We start from the raw sequence: 23578 nt of genomic DNA on the forward strand, positions 1-23578 counted from the left end.
CTATCCTTTTTCACACATTAAAAATATACTTGAGCATAAATCTGGGTATTGCTGCCCCAGCTCATAACAGCCATCTAAATACTCTTTAGAAATGATATCTGTTTGCATTAGTTTATCCCATTGAAAATTGGCTAATGCCTTAAAGAATATTCCAGAGCGATGAATGACCTTTAATCCCGCCTTTTTGGCATCACGTTCCAGAGTATCTAAAGTATAGGTAATATGGTGGCCATGTTCCTTTTCAGAAGGTGTTACTGCAGAATTATGGCTAATTAATCCCATTTTAACCGCTATTTGTCTTGAAGGTGCATTTGCGTTAGGGCAAACTAAAAAAAACCGCCCATTATCAGTTAACCATTCATCATTAATCCTTTTTAAAACTCGTACAGGATCATCAAGATGTTCTAAAACATGGGTTAAAACAATATTGTCATACTTTTTAGGAAGCGTGACGGTTTCAAATAACGCGTTTACAAACTTTACTTTTTCTCCTAAATTGTTTTTCGCTATTTCAATTGCCTCATCGGAAGCTTCCACACAAGTTATATCATCAAAATAGGGTAAAAATCTCTTCGTGAAATCTCCTTTAAAACTACCAAGTTCAAGTAAGTTTCCTTTTTTAAAAAAAGGAGAAAACGATTTCAACATAAAAGGATGCATGACATCAAAATCAAAATTATAGGCATAATTATGATCTTTAGTATCTTTAAATTCTTGATTATAATCTCTATTATTCATCTTTAATTACTTTAACTCTAAACTCATTGTTACGATGTCCAAATTCTTGGAAATACATTTAAAATTGTGTTTCCTGTAAAAAGATATCACTTTTTCGTTACTGCTATTAACTTCAAGCTTCATAGTATCAAAATCATCGCTAATTGCATATTTTACAGCTTGATTAATTAACTTACTTGCTATTCCTTTATTTTGATACTTAGGCAAAACACTTAAATTGGAAATGAATGCTATTTTGGATTCCTTATTAAAATATGCACCAATAAACCCTACTAATACTTTTTTATCCCAAGCTTCAAAAGTAGTTGACATTTTGAATAATTTTGTAGCGTAATCTTCAATATTAACCCTCTCGCTTAATTTTGGGAAAAACTCATTATCACATTTTATTAAGTGTGATAAAATATCGTTTTCTGTTGCTATATTAATGTTGTAATGTACCAAATTTAATGTTTACTTGTATTGGTGTCTAACTCAACAATACCAAATCCATATTTTCCAAATTCATTACCATTATACAACAAATATACTTTAGAATTACAGTCGAATATATGTGGATAACACTTCATATCTGAGTCCCATTCTCCTAATGTTGGATTAATCCCAGAATTTTCATCATCACGGATCCAATTTTTTAAATCATCTGAATATGCATAGCCTAATTTATAACCCCGCTTTGGATTTTTTCTAAAATCGGTAGCTTCTCTGAAACAGAAATACATGTGATATCTATTGCCTATTTTTATAACAGTAGGTAAAGCTTGACATTCGTCTTCGTTCAATACATCAGAAATTATTTGAACCCCCTCTTCTTTTTCCCATAAAATACCATCAGCTGAAATTGCATGTGCTATTTTATAGACTCTTGCTTCGGGTTCTTTTTCTTTTGCAGGTATCCATTTTTTTCCAAATATATACCACATATGATAGATGCCATCATATTTTTTAACAAAGCCGTCGCCTACCAAAACAGGTTCTTTGATTGAAGAACTTAATATAGGCCCATTTCCCTGCTTTTTAAAAGTAAGTCCGTTATCATCGCTTACAGCATAACCAATTGATGTTTCAATCGAAACACTTACTCTTCTACTCCAACCGGTTGTATAGGCTAAAATTCTATCTCCATCTTTTAAAACATTAATCGGGAAAACTCCATGCTCATCAAAAGTCCCTAACTCTCCCAAAGGTATAATTTCGTTTGAGGAAGAATTTAGTATGTTCTCCAATTTTTTATCTACGTCAATAAAAGCAATAAAACTAAGGTATTTACCCGAAGTCTTATCCTTTTTACGGGTCGAAAAATATATTCTAACAAAATCATCAAAAACAATTGTTTGAGGCGATTGCGCAAACTCTGTACAACCATTCGCCAATTTAAATGTAGTTGGGTCAAATAACTTTCTTTTATTTATCCACTTCATAGCCATCAATCAACTATTAATTTAGCAAGTCCAAAACCGTGTTTCCCCACACCATTGCCTAAATAAAACATATAAATTTCATTATCCAACTCTAAAACATGAGGGTAGCTAATCATTTCAGAATCCCATCCTTCATCTGAAACATCTATACCAACTTTAGAATCGTTTCGTGTCCAATTCATTAAATCGTCTGAACAGGCATAACCTATTCTATATCCGTTTTCTTTACCTCTATAGTTAGTGCCACTTCTGTAACAAAAAAACATATGATACTTACCGTTTAAGAAAATAACATCTGGACTCGCCTGTGCTTCATTTTCTCCCAAAACGGAACTTACGATGTCTCTATCTAATTTTTTCCAATTTATGCCGTCGTTTGAAGTAGCCATTCTAATTTTATAAACTGGCTCTGGTTTTCCATTGTCCAAAATCCATCGTTTTCCTGCGATATAAAACAAGTACCAAATACCATTGAACTTTCTTATTTTAGGACCACTTAGTATAAATGGCTCGTTTTGGGAATAGGATAAAACTGGACCATCTCCTATTTTTTTAAAAGTTTTTCCATTATTCTCGCTAAATCCTACACCTATAGCTACGTTAAATGGCACAGATTCACATCTAGTCCAGCCCGCATAATACACCCTGTATTTGCCCTCATGCTCAATTACAGATGCGGGGTAAGTGCCAAACTCATCAAAAGTTCCCAGTTTACCTAATTCTAAAATTGGTTCTTTGCCTACATCAATTATTTTGAAAAGATTTGTTCTATCTAAATCTACATATGCAGAATAGCTCACGTACTGACCTTTTTTATCTGGTCTCGGACGACAGGAAAAGTAAATTCTTATAAAGTTATCATGAATGATTGCTGAAGGTGCTTGCGCAAATCCATTCATCCAATGTGGTCTGTCCTCATACTCACTAGGATTAAAAACCCTACCTAACTTTTTCCATTTGAACATAGATATTTTTTTATTGCAACGAATAACTTTTTAAGTATTCTTGAATTTTACCTTTTGAATTAAACATCATGACATCTATTATGGACAGCCAAGGTATAAAATCGTTATCGAATTGCGTGTATGAAATAGGGTCAGATTTAATAAATCCGAGCACTATATCTTTCTTCTTAAAGTCGTTTTTATGATATAATTCCATACCTCCAATTGCGTTAATATATGTGTCTGCATGCAATTTTTCGCATATTGCAATTACTTTACTTTGAGATTTTAGAGTATGATCGATATCAATTTCCGAAGAGACTATTATTTTGGTGTTAATCTCCAAAAATTTTAAGACCTCCATTAATGAAAAATAAATATACTTGAACAAATTAGTATGATTGCTAGATAGTATTTTTTTTAATAGAGGAAAAACAGTTTCAAAATATGGTGCTTTTCTATATGAAGCTTCAACTCTGTTTAAAATTTTATGTAACTCTTTTTTAAAATTTTCTGCTATTTCTTTTTCAGAAACTAACGAAAAATCCGAAGATTTCTTTAATGGAATTGTAAAATAATTATCAGTTCCATTTACCAAAATACGGTTTCTATTTATCCACCCTTTTTTTGTGTACTCTATATTATCATAAATAACAAAGGTATCCACACAATTAATTAATTGAAAGTATCCTATATAAGGGAATAAATAAGGCTGCATTATTGCTACTTTCATAACTGCTCTAAAATTATTGAAATAATTCTCTGTACATCTGTGATTGGTAAATCATGATAAAGAGGCAAACATAATATCCGTTTAGAAATATGATCTGATATTACTTTTTCATCTTTTTTAACGTAGATAATATTATTTAAACTTGGATAAAAATAGCGTCTAGTATTAATTTGTTTTTTCATCAAAGCTTCTTGCACTTTTAACAATTGTTTCTCATCTTGAAAAATCGCAGGGTAATAACTATAATTCCAATCTGTATGCTTTCTAATTTTAAGCAATTGTAAGCTAGAGTTTTTAAAAGCTGTTGTATAGTTATCACAAATAATTTTTCTTTTATTTAAGATGTCTTCCATGTATGGTAAAACTGCTAACCCCATAGCTCCTTGAAGTTCACTCATTTTTGCATTAATGCCTATACCTTGAAAAGCTTCGGGACCATCATGTCCAAAATTATGATGATAAAATAATTTATCGTTTAAGGTATCGCTTTTAGTAAATAGTGCGCCTCCTTCTCCTGTATGAAATAATTTTGTGGCATGAAAACTACAGGTACTTACATCTCCAAAATTAAAAACGGACCGTCCTTTATAGCTTACTCCAAAACAATGTGCTGCATCATAAATTACCTTTAAGTCATGTTTATTAGCTATAGCCTCAATTTTTTCAACATTACATGGATTTCCAAATACGTGAGTTGCTAATATTGCTGAAGTCTTTGAGGTTATTGCAGCTTCTATTTTTGTTTCATCAATGGTTAAATACTCTGGATGGATATCTACAAAAACTGGAGTACAACCTTCCCACTTAATTGATGATGTTGTGGCTACATAACTAAAAGGCGTTGTAATTATTTCGCCTTTAAGATTTAATGCTTTTATTGCTATTTGTAAAGGCAAGGTACCATTGGTAGTTGCTATGATATTAGGAACCGATAAATAACTTTTTAATTTACCTTCTAATTCCTGTATTAGAGGCCCTCTATTTGTTATCCAATTTGCATCCCAAGCTTTTTTTAATATAGCCTGATATTCTTCTTGGGGAGGTAAAAAGGTTTTAGTAACTTTAATCATTTCATCTTATTAATCCACTTAAATACTGGTCTTATATAACCTGGCTCTTTCCCCATATACGCTCCAAGCTCTCTTGCCCTGTCCACAATTATAAAAGAGATGATATCCCTCTCATGAAAAACAGCCTTTTTATTATCTTCAATAATAAAAAATGATAAAAAATACTCTCCTGATTGCAGAAAGTTTGAAGGAAAATAACAGCGTAATTCGTTTGATCCTTTATTTAAATTTATTTCAGGATGCGAAAATGAAAAAAGTGCTTCTCCTAATTCGTTATATAAATGATAGGTAATGTGATAACGGCTTACATCTGCATTTTTGAAAATAATATTTGTAATTATTTCTATTTCATCACTTTCAACAATAGGCTTATTTTTATCTTTATTTGTATTCTTTATTATAATCTTTTCTAAATTAAAAATAGTATTCTCATATTTCGCACCAAATACTTTTGAATTATTATGGGTTGCATCTCCTTTTAAATAATAACTCACGGCCTTGTCTGTTTCGCCTTCAAAAACAATTTTTCCATGCTCTAAAATAATTGCTCTAGTACATAAGGTTTTTACAGCTGCCATGTTATGGCTTACAAACAAAACTGTTCTTCCTTCCCCCTGACTAATGTCCTGCATTTTACCTATAGCCTTTTTTTGAAACTCAGCATCACCTACTGTCAAAACTTCATCAATAATCAAGATATCGGGCTCCAAAAAAGCTGCAACAGCAAATGCTAATCTAACTGACATTCCACTAGAATAACGTTTTACCGGAGTATCTATATAACGTTCACATCCAGAAAAAGCTATGATATCGTCTATTTTTGAGGCCACCTCTTTCTTGGTCATTCCAAGAATGGCACCATTTAAATAAATATTCTCCTTCCCTGTAAGCTCCCCATGAAAACCAGTACCCACTTCTAGTAATGAAGCTACGGTTCCTCTTGATTTTATACTCCCAGTTGTTGGTCTTGTTATTTTAGATAAAATTTTTAATAAAGTAGATTTTCCTGCACCGTTTTTTCCTATGATGCCTAAAACCTCTCCTTGTTTTACTTCAAAGTTAATATCTTGTAAGGCCCAAACATAATCTGAATTTTGCTTAGCACTTCTATCATTTGCGTCACCTACTTTTAAAAACGGATCATCTTTTCCTCTTACTTTATACCACAAGCGTTTTAAATCATCACTAATAGTATCTGCACCCACTAGCCCCAAACGATATTGTTTGCTTAAGTTTTCTACTTTTAGTATAATATCACTCATTAATTTCTTCTTTAGTAAACTATGGTTTAATTTCTAAATTGTGTCAATAAAACTCTTTTCTGTTTTATTAAAAACAATAATTCCAATAAAAAATATTACAATAGTCAACGTCACGGTATAAATAAATCTATTCATATCAAAAAAACCTGTATTCAATAGCATGTATCTAACAGATTCTATCACAAAGGTTAAGGGATTGTATTTTACAATCCATGCATATTCTGGTAATTTTTCAATAAAAAAAGATACTGGATACATAACAGCCGATAGGTACATTAATAGCTGTAACCCAAAACCTATTAATATTTTTAAATCTCTATATTTTGTTATTAAAGACGAAATTATCATCCCTAGGCCTAATCCTAAAAACCCCATAATCAACACCATTATAGGAAATAAAAAGATGTGACTGTTTAAGCTAATTGTTGCGCCATGTTTGTAATAATAAAAATAGATACATCCAAAAATTAGTAGCTGAATAGAGAACTTTAACAAGTTAGAAATTACCACAGATAAAGGCACAATGATGCGGGGGAAATAAACTTTCCCAAAAATTGCCGCATTAGTTGAAAACGTATTGGAAGTAGCCATAAAACACACCTTAAAATAATTCCAAATAGTGATGCCCGCTAAGTTGAACAAAAAAGGAGGCACGCCGCCCGTTGAAATATTGGCAACATTATTAAAAATTAGTGTAAAAATTATTGAGGTAAACAATGGTTCTATCAAATACCAAAGTGGTCCTAATATTGTTTGTTTATATACCGTAACAATATCGCGCTTAACAAAAAGCATTAATAGGTCTCTATATCTCCAAATTTCCTTAAAGTTAAAATCAATTAATTTTTTCTTGGATGATATGGTATATAACCAATTATTATCGCTAGGTGCGTTCAATATATTTTTTTTTTGAGATTGATGTCTTCTATTTTTTTAACTTAAAAAAGTGTTTTATTCGGTCTAAAAGAGTGTTTTTTTCGGATTTTTCATGATATGCATTTCCATAAACACCATAACCGTAGCCATAACCATAGCCGTAACCATACTTATGTGCAGATTTATGCTTATAAAAATTAAGAATATAGCTTAAGTTTTTTATCTCACCAGATTTGTATTTTGCGTTAATTAATTCCAACATCCCTTTTCGTGTGTAATTAAGTCTCAAAACAAATAGAGATGCATCTGCATATTTTACTAAATCTAATGCATCTGTGACCAATCCTAACGGTGGTGTATCCAGCACAATCATATCATAAGTAATCTTTAACTTTTCTATAAGACGTTCTAAATTTTCTCCAATTAATAATTCGGAAGGATTTGGTGGAACTGGACCTGACGGTATGACATCTAAATTTGGAATATGTGTTTTATGAATTACATCTTCTATTTCCAATTCATCAATCAGGTAATTAACGATTCCTTTCTTGTTTGAAATTCCAAAATCTTCAACAATTTTTGGTTTTCTTAAATCCAAGCCTAATAATATGGTTTTCTTGCCCGAAACCGCATAAGCAGTAGCAATATTTATGCAGCAAAACGTTTTTCCTTCGCCACTAACGGAAGACGTTAGTAGTACAACTCTTGAATTTGTTTTACCTTGTCTTCTATATATAAATTCTAAACTAGATCTTATAGAACGGAAAGCCTCAGCCACAGCAGATTTTGGCTTATCAAAAACAACCAAACTGTTTTCATGGGCATCTTTACCTATAAGCCCTAAAACAGGAATTTTAGATAATCGCTCTACATCTTCAACACCTTTTATAGTATTATCTAACAAAAACACTACAAATATTAAAACTACAGGAATAAAAGTGCCTAACATAAGCGCCATCATGTAGTTTAAGTTTTTATTTGGGCCAATTGGTCCTTCTCCAATATCCTTTGCAGCATCTATAATATTAATATCTGAGACATTTGCAGCTTTAACAATAGCTGCTTCGCTACGCTTTGCCATATACACATTATATGCTTCTTGACTTAAATTTAGTTTACGCTGAATTTTTAAATATTTCTGTTGGCTCTCTGGTAACTTCCCCAACTTGGACTCCAAAGTCGCTATTTGCCTGTTTATAGTATTTATTTGAATATTAATAGTTCGCTTTGTAGCTTTAATAGTTTCTAAAAGAACTTTCTTTTCTGACTCAATTTTTCTATCTAATGCTCCAAACAATTCTGAATCTTCATGGGCAATAGATTCTAGATTCTGTCGCTCTATGGATAAGGTGGTTATTTTTCCAACACTATTGATAATATTCATTTCACTAATACCTACGGTAGTTGGAGCCGCTATATCTACGTAATTGTTCTTGGTATTGATATACTCTTCTAGACTATTTATGTAGTTAAGCTTTCTGTTTTCCCCTTCTTTTTCCAATTCATAAGACTGTAGTTTTGAAGAGGTTTGAATCATTTCCTCATCCAGATCAAATACTTTATTTTTCTTTCTAAACGAGTTCATCTCACTAGAAAAGTCCTTTAAATTTAAATTTACAGCTTGTAAACTACTATCTATAAATTTTATGGTATTTGTGGCATAAAGGTTTTTACGCTCTAATTCTGTTCTACTTAAAATTGAAGACGTTGCATTTAAATAATCTACTATTTTTGATTTATTGTTACCATTTAATCTTAGCCTAAGAACAGAAGGTGAGTTTTTAGAAAACACGGAAGATCTTACCGCTGTTTTATAACTATTTACAACGCCATCAAAATTCGAAAACCTTATGAAATATTCAGAACCAGGATTAATATTGGCGTTATCCCTCTTAACAATGCTACCGTTAAAAAAAGGCAAATTGATTGATTCTCCAAATGTATAGGTCTGTTTAAACGTTCCTAGTTTGACAGATGCACTACTAATTGATTTATCGTCATAATGCTGTACAGATATATGTTCAGATTCAAAAGTTAAAAACAGTTCGAATTCTTGATCGTTCAAAAACCGAATCCCAATCGGGATGTTTAACATTTGCCCTTTAAGCTTATCTATATCTGCATAAAAAGGTGCATTCTTATAAACATTGTCTTTTCTGTATTTACCTTCAACCAAGTAGTTGATATAAAATTGAAGAGAATCTACAACTAAGGTGTTATGCTTTCTAGTTTGCAAAGTGGTGATGACTTTCCCTACCTTATCAGAAACACCGCCCCAATTGAACGAAATACTAGTATTGGCGGTAAAAAAGGGATTTTGATCGTTTTCTACCGAGATCAAGGACTCCAAACTATATATATTCTGTTTTCTATCGTTAACAAAATAAGCGATTACAAAACCTAAAGCAATACTTATAATAAATAGCCACCAATAGGCCATGAGTTTAAAAATAAAACCTTTAAAATCGAAAGACATTCCGCCTCCAGAATCAAAATCATCATTGTTTTCAAACTCGAATTTAGCCATAACTATCTTAATTTCTGAGTAATAATAATGTTGTAGTTAATAATGACAAAATGGTTGCGACAGAAGCAATATTTTGCAATGCATTTGTTCCCGTGCCCCAAGATTTTTGTCTTAATGGTTTTACGTAAATTATATCATTGGGTTGAATATAATAATAAGGGGAATTCATAATATTTACATCAGTCATATCAAGATGAAATATTTTTTGTCCTTGCGGATATTGCCTAATCAATAGTACATCCTTTTTATTCCCTGTATCTCTTATTTCTCCAGAATTGGCAATTGCTTCAAATATGTTTACACGTTCCTGAAATAAGGTTTGCGTTCCCGGACTTCCTACTTCTCCTGTAACCGTATATCTTAACCCTGTTAGTTTTACGGTAACAAATATTTTAGCGGTTTCTTTAAAAGCTTCTTCTAAAAGCTTCTTTTTAATAATCTCTTCTATTTCGACGGTAGTATAGCCCAAAACGTTTATGTTTCCTAAAATAGGCACTTTAATTTCGCCATGTAAATCTATCGTAAACCCATCAAAATAAGCACGTTCTGCACTACTCGCATTTAAATTACCCTCACCAACGGGATTAAATATCTCAGCATTTTTTTGGTCTGTAACTTTTATCCGAATGTTTAAAATATCATTGATCTGAACACGATAAGGTTTTTGCTTTTCTACAATAACTTGCATAGAGTCAGTCGCTATATTTTTATGCTGTAAATACAACGTGTCTTTATAAGGAATACAAGAGGAAAATAGTGCAAATACAACAATGCAAGCTAGTAAAACGCATTTCTTCATTAGAGAGGACTGTTTTGGGCAAATATAGCTTTTCATCGTGAATTATAAAACTTTAATCGATTTTTATGGTACTATGATTTTCATAGCAATTGTATGTTCTCTCTAAGATATAAAAGGAAATACTAAAGGATTTTTTGGTTTTTTATCCGTTATTTGCAAAAAATCGTTCCATTGAATTATCTAACAGTTGAAAACATCTCTAAATCTTATGGAGAACTTACACTTTTTGAAAATATTTCATTCAGTATCCATAAAGATCAAAAAATAGCATTTGTAGCAAAAAATGGTACAGGTAAGACGTCCATTTTAAATATTTTATCTGGCGATGATACTTCCGATTCTGGTGAGATTATTTACAGAAAAGATATCAAAGTGTCGTTTCTATCACAAGACCCTAAATTTGATGGTCAACTTACCATTGAAGATGCTATCCTTGCAAGTGACAACCCGATTTTAAAAGTAATTTCAAATTATGAAAAAGCACTTTTAAATCCAGAGGACACAGATACGTATCAAGCTGCTTTTGAAGCCATGGAACGCCATCAAGCATGGGATTTTGAAACACTTTACAAACAAATTCTTTTTAAATTAAAGCTTGAAAATTTAGAACATAAAGTAAGTACACTTTCCGGTGGACAAAAAAAACGTCTCGCACTTGCCAATGCCTTAATCAATAAACCTGATTTATTAATTTTAGACGAACCTACCAATCATTTAGATTTGGAAATGATAGAATGGTTAGAATCTTTTTTCGCAAAAGAAAATATTACACTTTTTATGGTCACGCACGATAGGTACTTTCTAGAGCGTGTGTGTAACGAAATTATTGAATTGGACGAAGGCGAACTTTATAGCTACAAGGGCAACTACACCTATTATCTAGAAAAGCGGGATGCGAGAATAGAGCAACAATCTGTAGAAACAGGGAAGGCAAAACAACTCTTTAAAAAAGAATTGGATTGGATGCGCAGACAACCTAAAGCGCGAACCACAAAATCCAAATCTAGAATTGATGATTTTGCCGATATAAAACATCGTGCGCACCAACGAAGAAACGACCATGAGGTGCAGCTAGAACTAAATATGGAACGTCTTGGCAGCAAGATTTTAGAGTTTCATAAAGTTACAAAAGCGTTTAAGGATAAAATTATTCTCAACGGTTTTGATTATACCTTTAAAAAAGGCGAACGCGTTGGTATTATTGGGAAAAACGGTACTGGAAAAACCACGTTTTTAAATATTTTAACCCAAACCGCCCAACCAGATGGAGGAAAAGTGGTTAAAGGCGAAACCGTGAAATTTGGATATTATACCCAAAACGGTATCACCATAAAACCAGAGCAAAAGGTTATTGATGTCATTCGTGAATTTGGCGATTATATTCCATTGAAGAAAGGACGTCAAATTAGTGCGCAACAATTGCTGGAACGTTTTCTATTCAGCAGAAAAAAGCAGTACGATTTTGTTGAAAAATTGAGTGGTGGGGAGCGTAAGCGATTGTATTTATGTACGGTTTTAATTCAAAATCCGAATTTTTTAATCTTAGATGAACCTACCAACGATTTGGATATTGTAACCCTGAATGTTTTGGAAAGTTTTCTGTTGGATTTCCCCGGCTGTGTGATTGTCGTTACCCACGATCGTTATTTTATGGATAAAGTGATCGATCATTTATTCGTTTTTAAAGGCGAAGGTGTTATTGAGGATTTTCCAGGTAATTATTCTGATTATCGCGTGTATGAAGATAGCCAACCTGTAATTTCTAAAACTTCGGAAGATAAAAAAGACAAGCAATCTTGGAAACAGAATGACGCTTCTAAATTGTCCTACAATGAAGAAAAAGAATTGAAGAATATTGAAAGCAAATTAAAGTCTTTGGCATACGACAAGAAAGCATTGGAAAGTAAATTTAATAATCCTGAGCTATCCCAAGATGAGATCAAAAAACTATCTGATGAACTTCAAGGTATTATTGATACTATTGAAGCTAAAGAGGAACGTTGGTTTGAGTTGTCTGCTAAACTTGAAGATTGAGATTGAAATTTGACGGAAGACGGATGACCGAGGACGGGTAGGTTTGGGCTAATGTGGAAAATAGATAGCAAAAATTTGAAATATAGACATTACTAACTGAAAACTGAGACTGAGACTGAGACTGAGACTGAGACTGAGACTGAAAACTAACAAATGTTTTACCAAATAAGACAATACATAAAGTTCCTTTTAAAATCCACCAACCAACATGGCGTGCACTCCCCTTTTGTGTACGATTTGGTCACTACATGTTTTTATGACACATCGAAATATAAAGATTACCATAAAATTGAAGATTTCAAAAAACGATTAAAAAGAACTAATCATAAAATAAATGTTACAGATTTAGGCGCCGGAAGTCAAAAAATTAAATCTAGATCTCGTAAAGTTTCAGATATTATAAAGCACGTTTGTATTTCAAATAAAAACGCCAAATTACTTTACAGAATTACAAACTACTTTAAACCTAATTCAGTTCTTGAACTTGGTACTTCATTAGGATTTGCCACTCAATCTTTAAGTTTAGGGAATCCAAAATCTGAAATAACGACCATTGAAGGTTGCCCAGAAATTTCAAAATACACTAAAACTAATTTCGACTTGCAACAGTTGAATAACATCAAATTAATAACAGGCAATTTTGACAATGAAATTGAAAAATTAACTTCAAATAAATACGATTTAATCTTTTTTGACGGCAACCACCAAAAGGAAGCAACTCTAAATTATTTTGAGACTTTACTTCAAACCGCCCATAACGATTCCGTGTTTATTTTCGATGATATTTACTGGTCTATAGGCATGACCGAAGCTTGGAACATTATCAAAGAACATCCAAAAGTTACCGCAACTATTGATACATTTTACTGGGGCATTGTGTTTTTTAGGAAAGAGCAAAAAAAAGAACATTTCACGATAAGGGTGTAAATATAAATTTCATTTAAAAATTTTAAAACTAAATATTTTTCTTTTCCACTTTTTTTCGAGGACACCCATCATTATCCGCAGGCCCAGACACATCAGGACATTTATCCAGGTTATCCGTAACACCATCAACATCTCTATCCATAAAAGGACAGCCATCATTTGTTATAGGTCCCGCTTCATTTGGGCAATTATCTAGTTTATCCTCTACCCCATCACCATCTCTATCATTATTTTTAGATTTAGAGTGATAAATTGGCAGTTTCAATCCCGCAAAAACATCAGCACTCTTACTGTCATCATTCGACAAAGCAGAGACCAAAGACCCCGAACCAATATATAATGGCCCAGCTCTTAAACCCGCACCTATTTGAAAACCACCATATTCTACAATACTGAAAGGCACATAAAAACTCAACCATTTACTTTCGAATCTAGGCGTAAACGATACGGTATTTAAAATTTTACTGGAATTTAAAGCTGTTTTAGAAACCAGGGAATAATCGGTATTTACATTCAAATATATTTTGTTTGTTAAATTCCAATCAATATTCAAGTGGACAGCAGTTGGCAAAGACGCCTTAAAACCTCGAAACCTACTTGTAAGCCTGTATAAATTATTTAAGATATTGTTTAAATCATCTTCATTTTCAATGTCTTCTTCACTTATATTCGAATTGGTAATATTAAAAGTTTCTTCTATACCATCATCATAATTAATATACCCAATATCTGTAACAGACACCCCAATTTTTAGCTTATACTTGTTTTTATCTTTTTGAGTTTGCAAAGTTCCATCGGCATGCGTAACACTATAATCTGCATACTTAGGTCTAAATTCGTAAACCAAACCTATGTCTCCACCAAAACCTGTTGCGTTTTTAGGAACTTCGTAGTCGTAATCACTCTCATCAAAATTATCGTGACGCCCATAAGTTAAAGTTCCCGAAGAATTGAAACTCCCGGTAGTTTCCCCTCCTCCCAGATCTGTACCATCGGCGTCATAATCTATCGTCACGTTTTTCCCCAATAAATAAGCACTACCGCCACCTTGTAGATATTTAATTGAAACACCTCCTTTTAAAAAATGTTGCTCATTATGAACAATAACCCTAGCATAGGTCAAGCCAACTTCTGCCCAGGTTTGCCCAAAAGAATAGAAATCGTCTTCGTTGATATTGTAATCGTCTGAAGTGTCATCATCCAATGCATCGGCAGTTTCTCCATTTATTTCATTGATATTCACAAAAGATCTTGCTCTAGAAAATACGGCAATAGAACTGTTTTCGGTAAGATTAAACATAAACGAAGGCCCTAAAACATCAATATTAATCCCCAAATTATTGTTCATGGTCGGCGATTTTTTCGCATCCAAGTCAAAATCATAATCATCTTTAAATGCGTCCAGAATATTGACGCCATAATAATCATTACCAGCAAACGCACTAAAACTTATAAGATTTATATCTGCTTTAAAACGCGAATCTGCAATATTCGCTGGGTTTGAAATGAGGCTGTTAACACCACTATAGTTATCAGAAAGCGCACCTATGTATGATTGTGCTTTAACATAAATAGAAGACAGCAGGACAAGGAGTAACAACACATTTTTTTTCATAGCACTAAATTTGGTTGTAGTAAAAATAAAAGATTCGTTTTTAAATGAAGTTAAAAATCGTTCAACAGTTATAAAATCATGTTTCATTGATGTTTAGATTGTTTTTGGGTTGAGTTGTTTCGCAGAGATACGCAGAGATGTACAAAGGTTTTCAGAGAAATTCTTTAGACACAACAGTAATCCGTGATAATCCGTGAAATCTGTGTCGCTTTTTTTTGTGTCTTTCAATTTGTAATCACAGTTTAAATAATTCTCTAAAAACCTCTGCGCATCTGCGTGAATCTCCGTGAAACCTTTGTAAAGTTCTCTAAAATAATCTAACTTCACTAATTAAATAATCAAATCAAAAATGAGCGACAGTTATATTACAATTTGTCCAGTTAAAGAAGTTGAAAACCCTAAAAAGCTAGCAAGCGAATTTATTCAATGGCTGAAATCTAAAGAAATTATAGAAAAAGAACTATCAAATTGCGTATTGAGCTTAAAAGGATTAGGCTATAAACCTGGAAAAAAACACTTAGGTGTTGTAAGTTACGATGAAAATATACTTCGATTACAAGTTTGCGGTTTAGAAATTAAAACGGAAAGAGAAGTATTTACTGGCATGTCTTTTACGTCTTTTACTGATTGTGTTTGTCCTAAATGTAATAAAAACAGATTTAATGGAATATCAGAAGAAGACATCTACTCTGAAAATTTAACTTCAGAACAACAAGAAAGTTTTAGTACATTACATTCAGCTTTAAATATTTGGTCGAAAAATGAAGCAGAAAATTTAACATGTAACCATTGTAATTTAGATTCAAAGATTGATGATTACGATTTAGGAGAAACACTAGCACTCTCAAATCTTGGATTCACTTTTTGGAATTGGCCAGAATTTAAAGATGAATTCATCGATGATGTAAAGTCTATCTTAGACACTGAAATTAAAGTTATACTTGGTCATATTTAGATTTAATTAGTTCTAAAGCAAGATTTCTTTTAAATTTGAAAAAACTTGGCGTCTTTGCGCCTTTGCGAGAATAAAAAATGAAAATCTACACAAAAACAGGAGATAAAGGCACCACCGCACTATTTGGCGGCACCCGTGTACCTAAACACCATATACGCATTGAAAGCTACGGAACGGTTGATGAACTAAACTCGCATTTAGGGCTGATTCGCGACCAAGACATCCATCAAGATTACAAAGATTTATTGATGCGCATTCAAGACAAACTGTTTACTGTTGGCGCAATTTTAGCCACAGATCCTGAAAAAGCTATTTTAAAAAACGGCAAGGAACGCTTGAATATCCCAAAAATTTCTTCCGAAGATATTGAACGCTTAGAACAGGAAATGGACACCATGAACGAAGCTTTACCACCAATGACGCACTTTGTACTTCCCGGCGGCCATCAAACGGTGTCATTCTGTCACATTGCACGTTGTGTTTGCAGACGTGCTGAACGTTTAGCTTCGGCTTTAAACGACATGGAACCTTTTGAACCGAACACCCTTACTTATTTAAACCGTCTTTCTGACTACCTTTTTGTATTGGCACGAAAGTTGTCATCTGATTTACAAGCAAATGAAATTAAGTGGATTCCGAAAAAGCGGTAAGCCTGAAGTTTGAAGCTAGAAGTTAAACAGGCAGAAGTTTACAAATAAGCGCTTTAACTGCCCACTGACTACTGACTACTGCAAACTGGTCCGCGTTAGGGATTGAGCGATTGTTGGAGCTCCTTGAAAAGAGCGACTCGTGAAAGCCCGACCGTAGCGTTTCCTGCAAGGTTTTTAAAACCTTGTAGGTATTTAAGCGAAGGGAACGCCCAAATAATTAATTTGCCACATTATTAATAACCTCGCAGGAATAATTGCAAGGGTTTAGAGTACAAAAAGATACGTTCTTATAATTAATGATAAAATGAGTTTAAAAAATCTTATGAAAATAGTGAGATTAATTCATAAACATTTTTTAAACGAAAGCGGAGCGGTTGATATTCTGAAGTGTTTTTATTTACATTTTTAAAATTAAAACATAAAGAATATGAAATATTTCATTTTTTTCTTGTGTGTTTAAACTAAAAAATTATTTTTGCAGAAAATTAAACACAAAAGAAATGTATTGGACTTTAGAATTGGCATCGTATTTAAGTGATGCGCCTTGGCCAGCAACAAAAGACGAATTAATAGATTACGCTATTAGAACCGGAGCTCCTTTGGAGGTTGTTGAAAATTTACAGTCAATTGAAGATGAAGGAGATTCCTATGATTCGATTGAAGAAATTTGGTCTGACTATCCTACCGATGAAGATTATCTTTGGAATGAAGATGAATATTAAATAAAAGCATAAAGAATAGTTAAAAAGTCTCGATTTGAGGCTTTTTTTTTGCTCTAAACTGCCGAAAAAATTATAACAAAATGTATCTTTGATGGCACTTAAAAAATGCCCGATTAACAAAGAAAACACCTAGGATTAGCCTAGTTAAAATATATAAAATAAACACACATGAGTTTTTTAGATTCAGTCTTAAAAGTATTTGTTGGAGATAAATCCAAACAAGACGTTAAAGCCATCACGCCTCTAGTAGATAAAGTTAAAACCTTTGAAAAAGCCATTGAAGCCTTGTCTCACGATGAGCTGAGAGCAAAAACAGCGGAATTCAAAGCAAAAATCGCGGAAGCCACAAAAGAGATTAACGACCAAATCGCCAATCTTTTAAATGAAGCAGAAAACACCGAAGATATCGACCAGCGCGAAGATATCTACGAGCGCATTGACCAGCTAAAAGATGACGCTTATAAAGTTACTGAAAATGTGTTGAACGAGATTCAACCTGAAGCTTTTGCCGTGGTTAAGGAAACCGCAAAACGATTTGTAAACAACACATCTATTACCGTTAAAGCCAATGAATTTGACAGAACAATTTCTGGCGAAAAAGAATACGTAACCCTTGATGGCGACAATGCGACTTGGGCAAATTCCTGGGATGCTGCCGGAAAACCCATTACTTGGGACATGGTGCATTATGATGTGCAGCTTATTGGTGGTATTGCGTTGCACCAAGGTAAAATTGCCGAAATGCAAACTGGTGAGGGTAAAACATTGGTAGCAACCTTACCTGTGTATTTGAATGCCCTAGCCGAAAAAGGGGTGCATTTGGTAACTGTAAACGACTATTTGGCAAAACGTGATAGCGCGTGGATGGCACCAATTTTTGAGTTTCATGGTATGAGTGTGGACTGTATAGATTACCACAAACCAAACTCCGACGCCCGTAAAAAAGCCTATAACGCCGATATTACTTACGGCACAAACAACGAATTCGGTTTCGATTATTTGCGTGATAATATGGCACATTCGCCAGACGATTTAGTGCAACGTCCGCACCACTACGCCATTGTGGATGAGGTAGATTCGGTTTTAGTGGATGATGCTCGTACACCGTTGATTATTTCTGGCCCTATACCGAAGGGAGACCGCCATGAATTTAATGAATTAAAACCTAAGGTTGACGATATTGTTAGTGTACAACGTAAATATTTAACGGGTGTTTTAGCAGAAGCGAAGAAATTAATTAAGGAAGGCGATACTAAAGAAGGTGGTATTAAATTATTGCGTGTCTATCGCGGGATTCCGAAGAACAAAGCATTGATCAAGTTTTTATCTGAAGAAGGTGTGAAGCAATTATTGCAGAAAACCGAAAACTTTTACATGCAGGATAACAACCGCGAAATGCCTACGATTGATGCGGAATTGTACTATGTTATCGAAGAGAAAAACAATCAAATTGAATTGACCGATAAAGGGATTGAATATATATCTGGTAAGGACGACCCTAATTTCTTCGTGATGCCAGAAATAGGATTGGAAGTTGCCAAAATTGAAAGTCAGAATCTTGAAAAAGAGAAAGAAGCCGAATTAAAAGAAGAGCTGTTCAAGGAGTTTGGTGTAAAATCTGAGCGTATTCATACCTTAAATCAGTTATTGAAAGCATATGCGTTGTTTGAAAAAGACACGCAATATGTGGTGATGGACAACAAGGTAATGATTGTTGATGAGCAAACGGGCCGTATTATGGATGGCCGTCGTTATTCTGACGGATTGCACCAAGCCATTGAAGCCAAGGAAAATGTAAAGATTGAAGATGCTACCCAAACATTCGCCACAGTAACCTTACAGAATTACTTTAGAATGTACCGCAAACTCGCTGGTATGACAGGTACTGCGGTTACCGAAGCTGGGGAATTCTGGGAAATCTATAAACTGGATGTGGTTGAAATACCAACCAACAGACCAATTGCGCGTGATGATAAAGAAGATTTAGTGTATAAAACGAAGCGTGAAAAATACAACGCTGTTATTGAAGATGTAACGAAATTGTCTGAAGCTGGTCGCCCCGTTTTAATTGGTACAACTTCGGTGGAGATTTCTGAGTTATTGGGCAAAATGTTGAGTATTCGAAAAATACCCCATAATGTATTGAATGCGAAACAACATAAAAAAGAAGCAGAAATTGTAGATGAAGCAGGTAGAACTGGACAGGTTACTATTGCAACCAATATGGCAGGTCGTGGAACGGATATTAAATTATCTGACGAGGTAAAAAAAGCAGGTGGTTTAGCCATTGTGGGTACTGAGCGTCATGATTCGCGTCGTGTGGACAGACAGTTACGTGGTCGTGCGGGTCGTCAGGGAGATCCCGGAAGTTCACAATTCTATGTGTCTCTTGAAGATAACTTGATGCGTTTATTTGGTTCTGAGCGTATCGCGAAAATGATGGATAAAATGGGATTAAAGGAAGGGGAAGTGATTCAACATTCCATGATTTCTAAATCCATTGAACGGGCACAGAAAAAAGTGGAGGAAAACCAGTTTGGGGTCCGTAAGCGTTTATTGGAGTATGATGATGTGATGAATGCGCAGCGTGAGGTAGTTTACAAACGTCGTTACAATGCTTTAAATGGGGAGCGTTTGCGTGTCGATTTAGCCAACATGATTTTTGATACTTCGGAAGGAATTTCAGAAACCAATAAGGGTGCGAATGATTTTAAAAATTTCGAATTTGAATTGATTCGTTATTTCTCAATGAGTTCACCTGTTACTGAAGAAGAATTCGGAAAATTGACCGCTATTGAAATTACCTCTAAAATTTACAAAGCTGCTTTTCAACATTATAAAGATAAAATGACTAGAAATGCGGAAATTGCATTTCCTGTTATTAAAAATGTATATGAAACGCAACGCGATAAATTCAAGCGTATCGTTGTGCCTTTTACCGATGGTGTAAAATCCCTAAACGTTGTTACAGATTTAGAAAAAGCATACGAAACCAATGGTAAACAATTAATTACCGATTTTGAAAAGAACATTACATTGGCCATAATCGATGATGCATGGAAAACCCATTTACGTAAAATGGATGAATTGAAGCAATCAGTACAATTGGCGGTTCACGAGCAAAAAGATCCTTTATTAATTTATAAGTTTGAAGCGTTTGAATTATTTAAAGCGATGATTGACGAGGTAAATAAAGATGTGATATCCTTCTTGTTTAAAGGTGAATTACCTCAGGAAACCCAAAACACAATTCAGGAAGCAAGACAAACCCGTAAAAAGGAAAATCTAAAAGCACAAAAAGACGAAATTCCTAATTTAGATGAACGCTCAGCGCAATCTAGAGCAGCAGGAAACACACAACGTCAGCCAGAAGTTGTGGAAACCATTGTGCGTGATAGACCAAAAATTGGACGTAACGATCGTGTAACGATTAAGCACGTTATAAACGGAGAAAACAAAACCTTGAAGTATAAACAAGCCGAGCCATTGATCTCCAAAGGCGATTGGGTTTTGGTTGAGGACTAAACAAAACTTGAAGAAGACTTAAAACCCGAAGGGAGCTAGTAAAGATTTTTTTAACGAACTTTCCTCGGGTGTTTAATTCTTGTCAAACTGAGTCTTCGACTCCGCTCAAGACAGGCTAAAGTCGAAGTTTTAATACTTTGCAAACCAAAGCATTTCTATAAAGCTATGCTTTGTACCTTCAAAACAAAACATATTTTGTTTCTCGTTAATGCTCCCATTGACAGATTCTTTAGATGCCTCAAAATCAAGTATTTAATAAAATGTCATTGCGAACGTAGTGAAGCAATCTGGGATAAGTCTTTTTTAAGAATGAGATTACTTCAGTCATACCTCCTTCGTAATGACGTCTGGGGTTTGATTTTATGCATTTTAATGGATAGCCGTCATTGCGAACGCAATGAAGCAATCTAGGATAAGCCTTTTTTAAGAATGAGATTACTTCAGTCATACCTCCTTCGTAATGACGTCTGGGGGTTGATTTTATGCATTTTAATGGATAGCCGTCATTGCGAACGTAGTGAAGCAATCTGGGATAAGTCTTTTTTAAGGATGAGATTACTTCAGTCATACTTCCTTCGTAATGACCTCTGGGGGTTGATTTTATGCATTTTAATGGATAGCCGTCATTGCGAACGTAGTGAAGCAATCTGGGATAAGCCTTTTTAAGAATGAGATTACTTCAGTCATACTTCCTTCGCAATGACATCTGGGGTTTGATTTTCTGCATTTTAATGAACAGCCGTCATTGCGAACGCAGTGAAGCAATCTAGGATAAGTCTTTTTTAAGAATGAGATTACTTCAGTCATACTTCCTTCGTAATGACCTCTGGGGTTTGATTTTCTGCATTTTAATGGATAGCCGTCATTGCGAACGCAGTGAAGCAATCTAGGATAAGCCTTTTTTAAGAATGAGATTACTTCAGTCATACTTCCTTCGTAATGACGTCTGGGGTTTGATTTTCTGCTGTCAAGGGTTTCCTTACAATTAAGATCTTATCATTCGAAAACTCCATCCAGGCAAAATCATAAACATAATGATAGGTCTTTCCATTACTGTTAATATGGTGATGTGTATGGTACTTAAACCTAAATTTTTTCTTTTCAAGCACAACACGCTGTACGTTATACTGTACTTTGTTTTTTCCCATAACCTCCAAAAGAATACTTCTATTTCTGTGCAAGATAATATCCAGTTCCTTTACGGCCATCGCAGTTGCTCTTCTAAGATTTACATGGTAGTAGTTTTTGCATTTAACCGTACAAAATAGTTTATCCCTCCTACCCACCAAGCGCTTGCTGCATATTTTACATTTTCTCATCTATCAGTATTCTTGATCACTTGCCAATTTTCTTCTTAAAATCACACAAATAACAAACACAACCCGTTGATTTTGTGATAAATAGACATTATTCGTTTCTAACGGTTAATATACATTTAATTTAATCTGCATTAGTGCTAGAGTAAGATTTTTTAGGTATGTTTAGTAAAATAAATCTTAAAAAAATGCAACCAGTTATTTACCAACCACTTAAAGGCGCCAAGCGGATCAAGGTTTTTATACCTTACGAACTATTTGCGCTCAGGGAAGCCGTTAAACAAATGAACTCCAGCTTTTGGCATCCACATCAAAAATTATGGTCGGTTGTAAATACGAAGCAAAACTTTGAAAGCCTAAAAAGCATTTGTGGGAAACATTGTAAAATTGAAAAGGACATAGCATTTACGCCCATTCCTTCAGTGCCCCTGAACGATAACGCCATTAACGCCCTCCATGATTTAGAAAAGGCACTGGTTTTAAAGCAGTATAGCAGCTCCAGCATTAGAATTTACAAAAAGATGTTCAGCGTTTTTTTAGGGAAATTTATGCAGCGTAACCTAAGGGAGATCAGTAAGGAAGATATCGAGGGCTTTATTTACGAGCTCATTAAAAAAAGCAAAATCAGCGAGAGCTATCAAAACCAAATTATAAATGCCATCAAGGCCTACTATGAACATGCGCTGCATATGCCCAGGGAATATTATGACGTGCAACGTCCAAAAAAAACCAGAAACATCCCTAATGTATTGAGCAAGGATGAAGTACTGAAAATCATACAGGCACCCAAAAACATAAAGCACAGAGCCATTTTACAAACCATTTACGGATCTGGACTAAGGGTTTCAGAACTTATAAACTTGCGCATTGCTGATGTGCATTCCAGCGAAGGCTACCTGTTTATAAAGGACAGCAAGGGCAAAAAGGACAGAAAGACCATTTTATCAGAGCATTTGGTGCTGTTGCTTCGAGCCTATTACAAACAGTACAAGCCTGCCTACTGGCTGTTTGAAGGACAGACCGGCGGGCAATATAGCGCCACCAGCATACGTGCCATTTTCAGAAAAGCCGTTAAGGAAACAAATTCCAATCCTTGGGCAACCGTACACACCCTCAGGCATTCATTTGCAACACATTGTATTGAAAACAACATAAACATGCGACACCTACAAAACATGCTGGGCCATAACTCCCCAAAAACCACCGAAATTTATACCAAAACCATAGAAATTAATAACAAAACCATTACCAGTCCCTTGGATAGCTTATTGAAAAATACTACATTGCAGACATAAACGATATAACAGCAACTGTATAGTCTAGAATTGTAGTTATACAGGTGTTGGCAGTAATTTAAGAACACAAACTATGATAAAACAAATTTCGAGATTTTTTCAATCTATTTTAATATTAATCGGACTTCAATCTTGCGGAGAAATAACCACAACGAAGAACTTTCAAAAC

Annotated in this window: 19 protein-coding genes; 7 read left to right on the plus strand and 12 right to left on the minus strand. The window is 34.1% G+C overall.

Going from position 1 to position 23578, the window contains the following annotated elements; translation table 11 throughout:
* Genes ABXQ82_RS16055 through ABXQ82_RS16100 form a run of 10 tightly spaced genes read right to left on the minus strand, consistent with a single transcriptional unit; the run spans position 1 to position 10370 of the window.
* Positions 1-738 (minus strand): class I SAM-dependent methyltransferase, encoded by a 738-nt coding sequence (locus tag ABXQ82_RS16055; RefSeq protein WP_367062073.1) that lies wholly within the window; start codon positions 736-738, stop codon positions 1-3.
* A 6-nt stretch (positions 739-744) separates the two neighbouring features.
* Positions 745-1182: a GNAT family N-acetyltransferase gene (locus ABXQ82_RS16060; RefSeq protein ID WP_367062076.1), complete on the minus strand. Its 438-nt coding sequence runs from the start codon at positions 1180-1182 to the stop codon at positions 745-747.
* 2 nt (positions 1183-1184) lie between these two features.
* A complete protein-coding gene (locus ABXQ82_RS16065; RefSeq protein ID WP_367062079.1) occupies positions 1185-2159 on the minus strand; it encodes a hypothetical protein in 975 nt (324 codons plus the stop codon).
* Positions 2160-2164: 5 nt separating this feature from the next.
* Complete coding sequence (locus tag ABXQ82_RS16070; protein ID WP_367062082.1) at positions 2165-3124, minus strand: hypothetical protein; 960 nt, start codon at positions 3122-3124, stop codon at positions 2165-2167.
* 10 nt (positions 3125-3134) lie between these two features.
* Entirely contained in the window at positions 3135-3836 is a 702-nt protein-coding gene (locus ABXQ82_RS16075; protein ID WP_367062085.1) for a WbqC family protein, read from the minus strand.
* Positions 3833-4906: a DegT/DnrJ/EryC1/StrS family aminotransferase gene (locus tag ABXQ82_RS16080; protein ID WP_367062088.1), complete on the minus strand. Its 1074-nt coding sequence runs from the start codon at positions 4904-4906 to the stop codon at positions 3833-3835. Before ABXQ82_RS16080 ends, ABXQ82_RS16075 begins: the two co-directional genes overlap by 4 nt.
* A complete protein-coding gene (locus tag ABXQ82_RS16085; RefSeq protein ID WP_367062091.1) occupies positions 4903-6168 on the minus strand; it encodes an ABC transporter ATP-binding protein in 1266 nt (421 codons plus the stop codon). Before ABXQ82_RS16085 ends, ABXQ82_RS16080 begins: the two co-directional genes overlap by 4 nt.
* Before the next feature lie 33 nt (positions 6169-6201).
* Positions 6202-7065 (minus strand): ABC transporter permease, encoded by an 864-nt coding sequence (locus tag ABXQ82_RS16090; RefSeq protein WP_367062094.1) that lies wholly within the window; start codon positions 7063-7065, stop codon positions 6202-6204.
* 28 nt (positions 7066-7093) lie between these two features.
* On the minus strand, positions 7094-9571 hold the full coding sequence (locus ABXQ82_RS16095; RefSeq protein ID WP_367062097.1) for a polysaccharide biosynthesis tyrosine autokinase: 2478 nt from the start codon (positions 9569-9571) through the stop codon (positions 7094-7096).
* A gap of 7 nt (positions 9572-9578) precedes the next feature.
* On the minus strand, positions 9579-10370 hold the full coding sequence (locus ABXQ82_RS16100; RefSeq protein ID WP_367062100.1) for a polysaccharide biosynthesis/export family protein: 792 nt from the start codon (positions 10368-10370) through the stop codon (positions 9579-9581).
* 171 nt (positions 10371-10541) lie between these two features.
* Here ABXQ82_RS16100 and ABXQ82_RS16105 point away from each other — a divergent pair, with 171 nt between their 5' ends.
* Both ABXQ82_RS16105 and ABXQ82_RS16110 read left to right on the plus strand, forming a co-directional pair.
* Positions 10542-12404: an ABC-F family ATP-binding cassette domain-containing protein gene (locus ABXQ82_RS16105; protein WP_367062103.1), complete on the plus strand. Its 1863-nt coding sequence runs from the start codon at positions 10542-10544 to the stop codon at positions 12402-12404.
* A 153-nt stretch (positions 12405-12557) separates the two neighbouring features.
* Positions 12558-13331 (plus strand): class I SAM-dependent methyltransferase, encoded by a 774-nt coding sequence (locus tag ABXQ82_RS16110; RefSeq protein ID WP_367062106.1) that lies wholly within the window; start codon positions 12558-12560, stop codon positions 13329-13331.
* A 28-nt stretch (positions 13332-13359) separates the two neighbouring features.
* On the opposite strand, the gene ABXQ82_RS16115 is transcribed toward ABXQ82_RS16110, so the two are convergent.
* Entirely contained in the window at positions 13360-15033 is a 1674-nt protein-coding gene (locus tag ABXQ82_RS16115; RefSeq protein WP_367062109.1) for a DUF5723 family protein, read from the minus strand.
* A gap of 262 nt (positions 15034-15295) precedes the next feature.
* Here ABXQ82_RS16115 and ABXQ82_RS16120 point away from each other — a divergent pair, with 262 nt between their 5' ends.
* From ABXQ82_RS16120 to secA, 4 genes are all read left to right on the plus strand, one after another.
* Positions 15296-15901, plus strand: coding sequence for a hypothetical protein (locus ABXQ82_RS16120; protein WP_367062112.1), 606 nt, complete (start codon positions 15296-15298; stop codon positions 15899-15901).
* 77 nt (positions 15902-15978) lie between these two features.
* Positions 15979-16551 carry a cob(I)yrinic acid a,c-diamide adenosyltransferase gene (locus ABXQ82_RS16125; RefSeq protein ID WP_367062114.1) on the plus strand — a complete coding sequence of 191 codons (573 nt, stop codon included), beginning with the start codon at positions 15979-15981 and terminating at the stop codon, positions 16549-16551.
* 500 nt (positions 16552-17051) lie between these two features.
* Positions 17052-17273, plus strand: coding sequence for a DUF2795 domain-containing protein (locus tag ABXQ82_RS16130; RefSeq protein WP_019387375.1), 222 nt, complete (start codon positions 17052-17054; stop codon positions 17271-17273).
* A 168-nt stretch (positions 17274-17441) separates the two neighbouring features.
* Positions 17442-20798: a preprotein translocase subunit SecA gene (gene secA / locus ABXQ82_RS16135; protein WP_367062117.1), complete on the plus strand. Its 3357-nt coding sequence runs from the start codon at positions 17442-17444 to the stop codon at positions 20796-20798.
* Between the two features lie 923 nt (positions 20799-21721).
* Here secA and ABXQ82_RS16140 read toward each other — a convergent pair.
* Positions 21722-22117, minus strand: a complete 396-nt coding sequence (locus ABXQ82_RS16140; RefSeq protein WP_367062119.1) for a hypothetical protein — start codon at positions 22115-22117, stop codon at positions 21722-21724.
* A gap of 185 nt (positions 22118-22302) precedes the next feature.
* Between ABXQ82_RS16140 and ABXQ82_RS16145 the strand changes: the two genes are divergently transcribed.
* Positions 22303-23409: a tyrosine-type recombinase/integrase gene (locus ABXQ82_RS16145; RefSeq protein ID WP_367062121.1), complete on the plus strand. Its 1107-nt coding sequence runs from the start codon at positions 22303-22305 to the stop codon at positions 23407-23409.
* The last annotated feature ends 169 nt before the right edge of the window (positions 23410-23578 follow it).

The organism is Algibacter sp. 2305UL17-15, from assembly GCF_040720935.1.
Taxonomy (GTDB): Bacteria; Bacteroidota; Bacteroidia; order Flavobacteriales; family Flavobacteriaceae; genus Jejuia.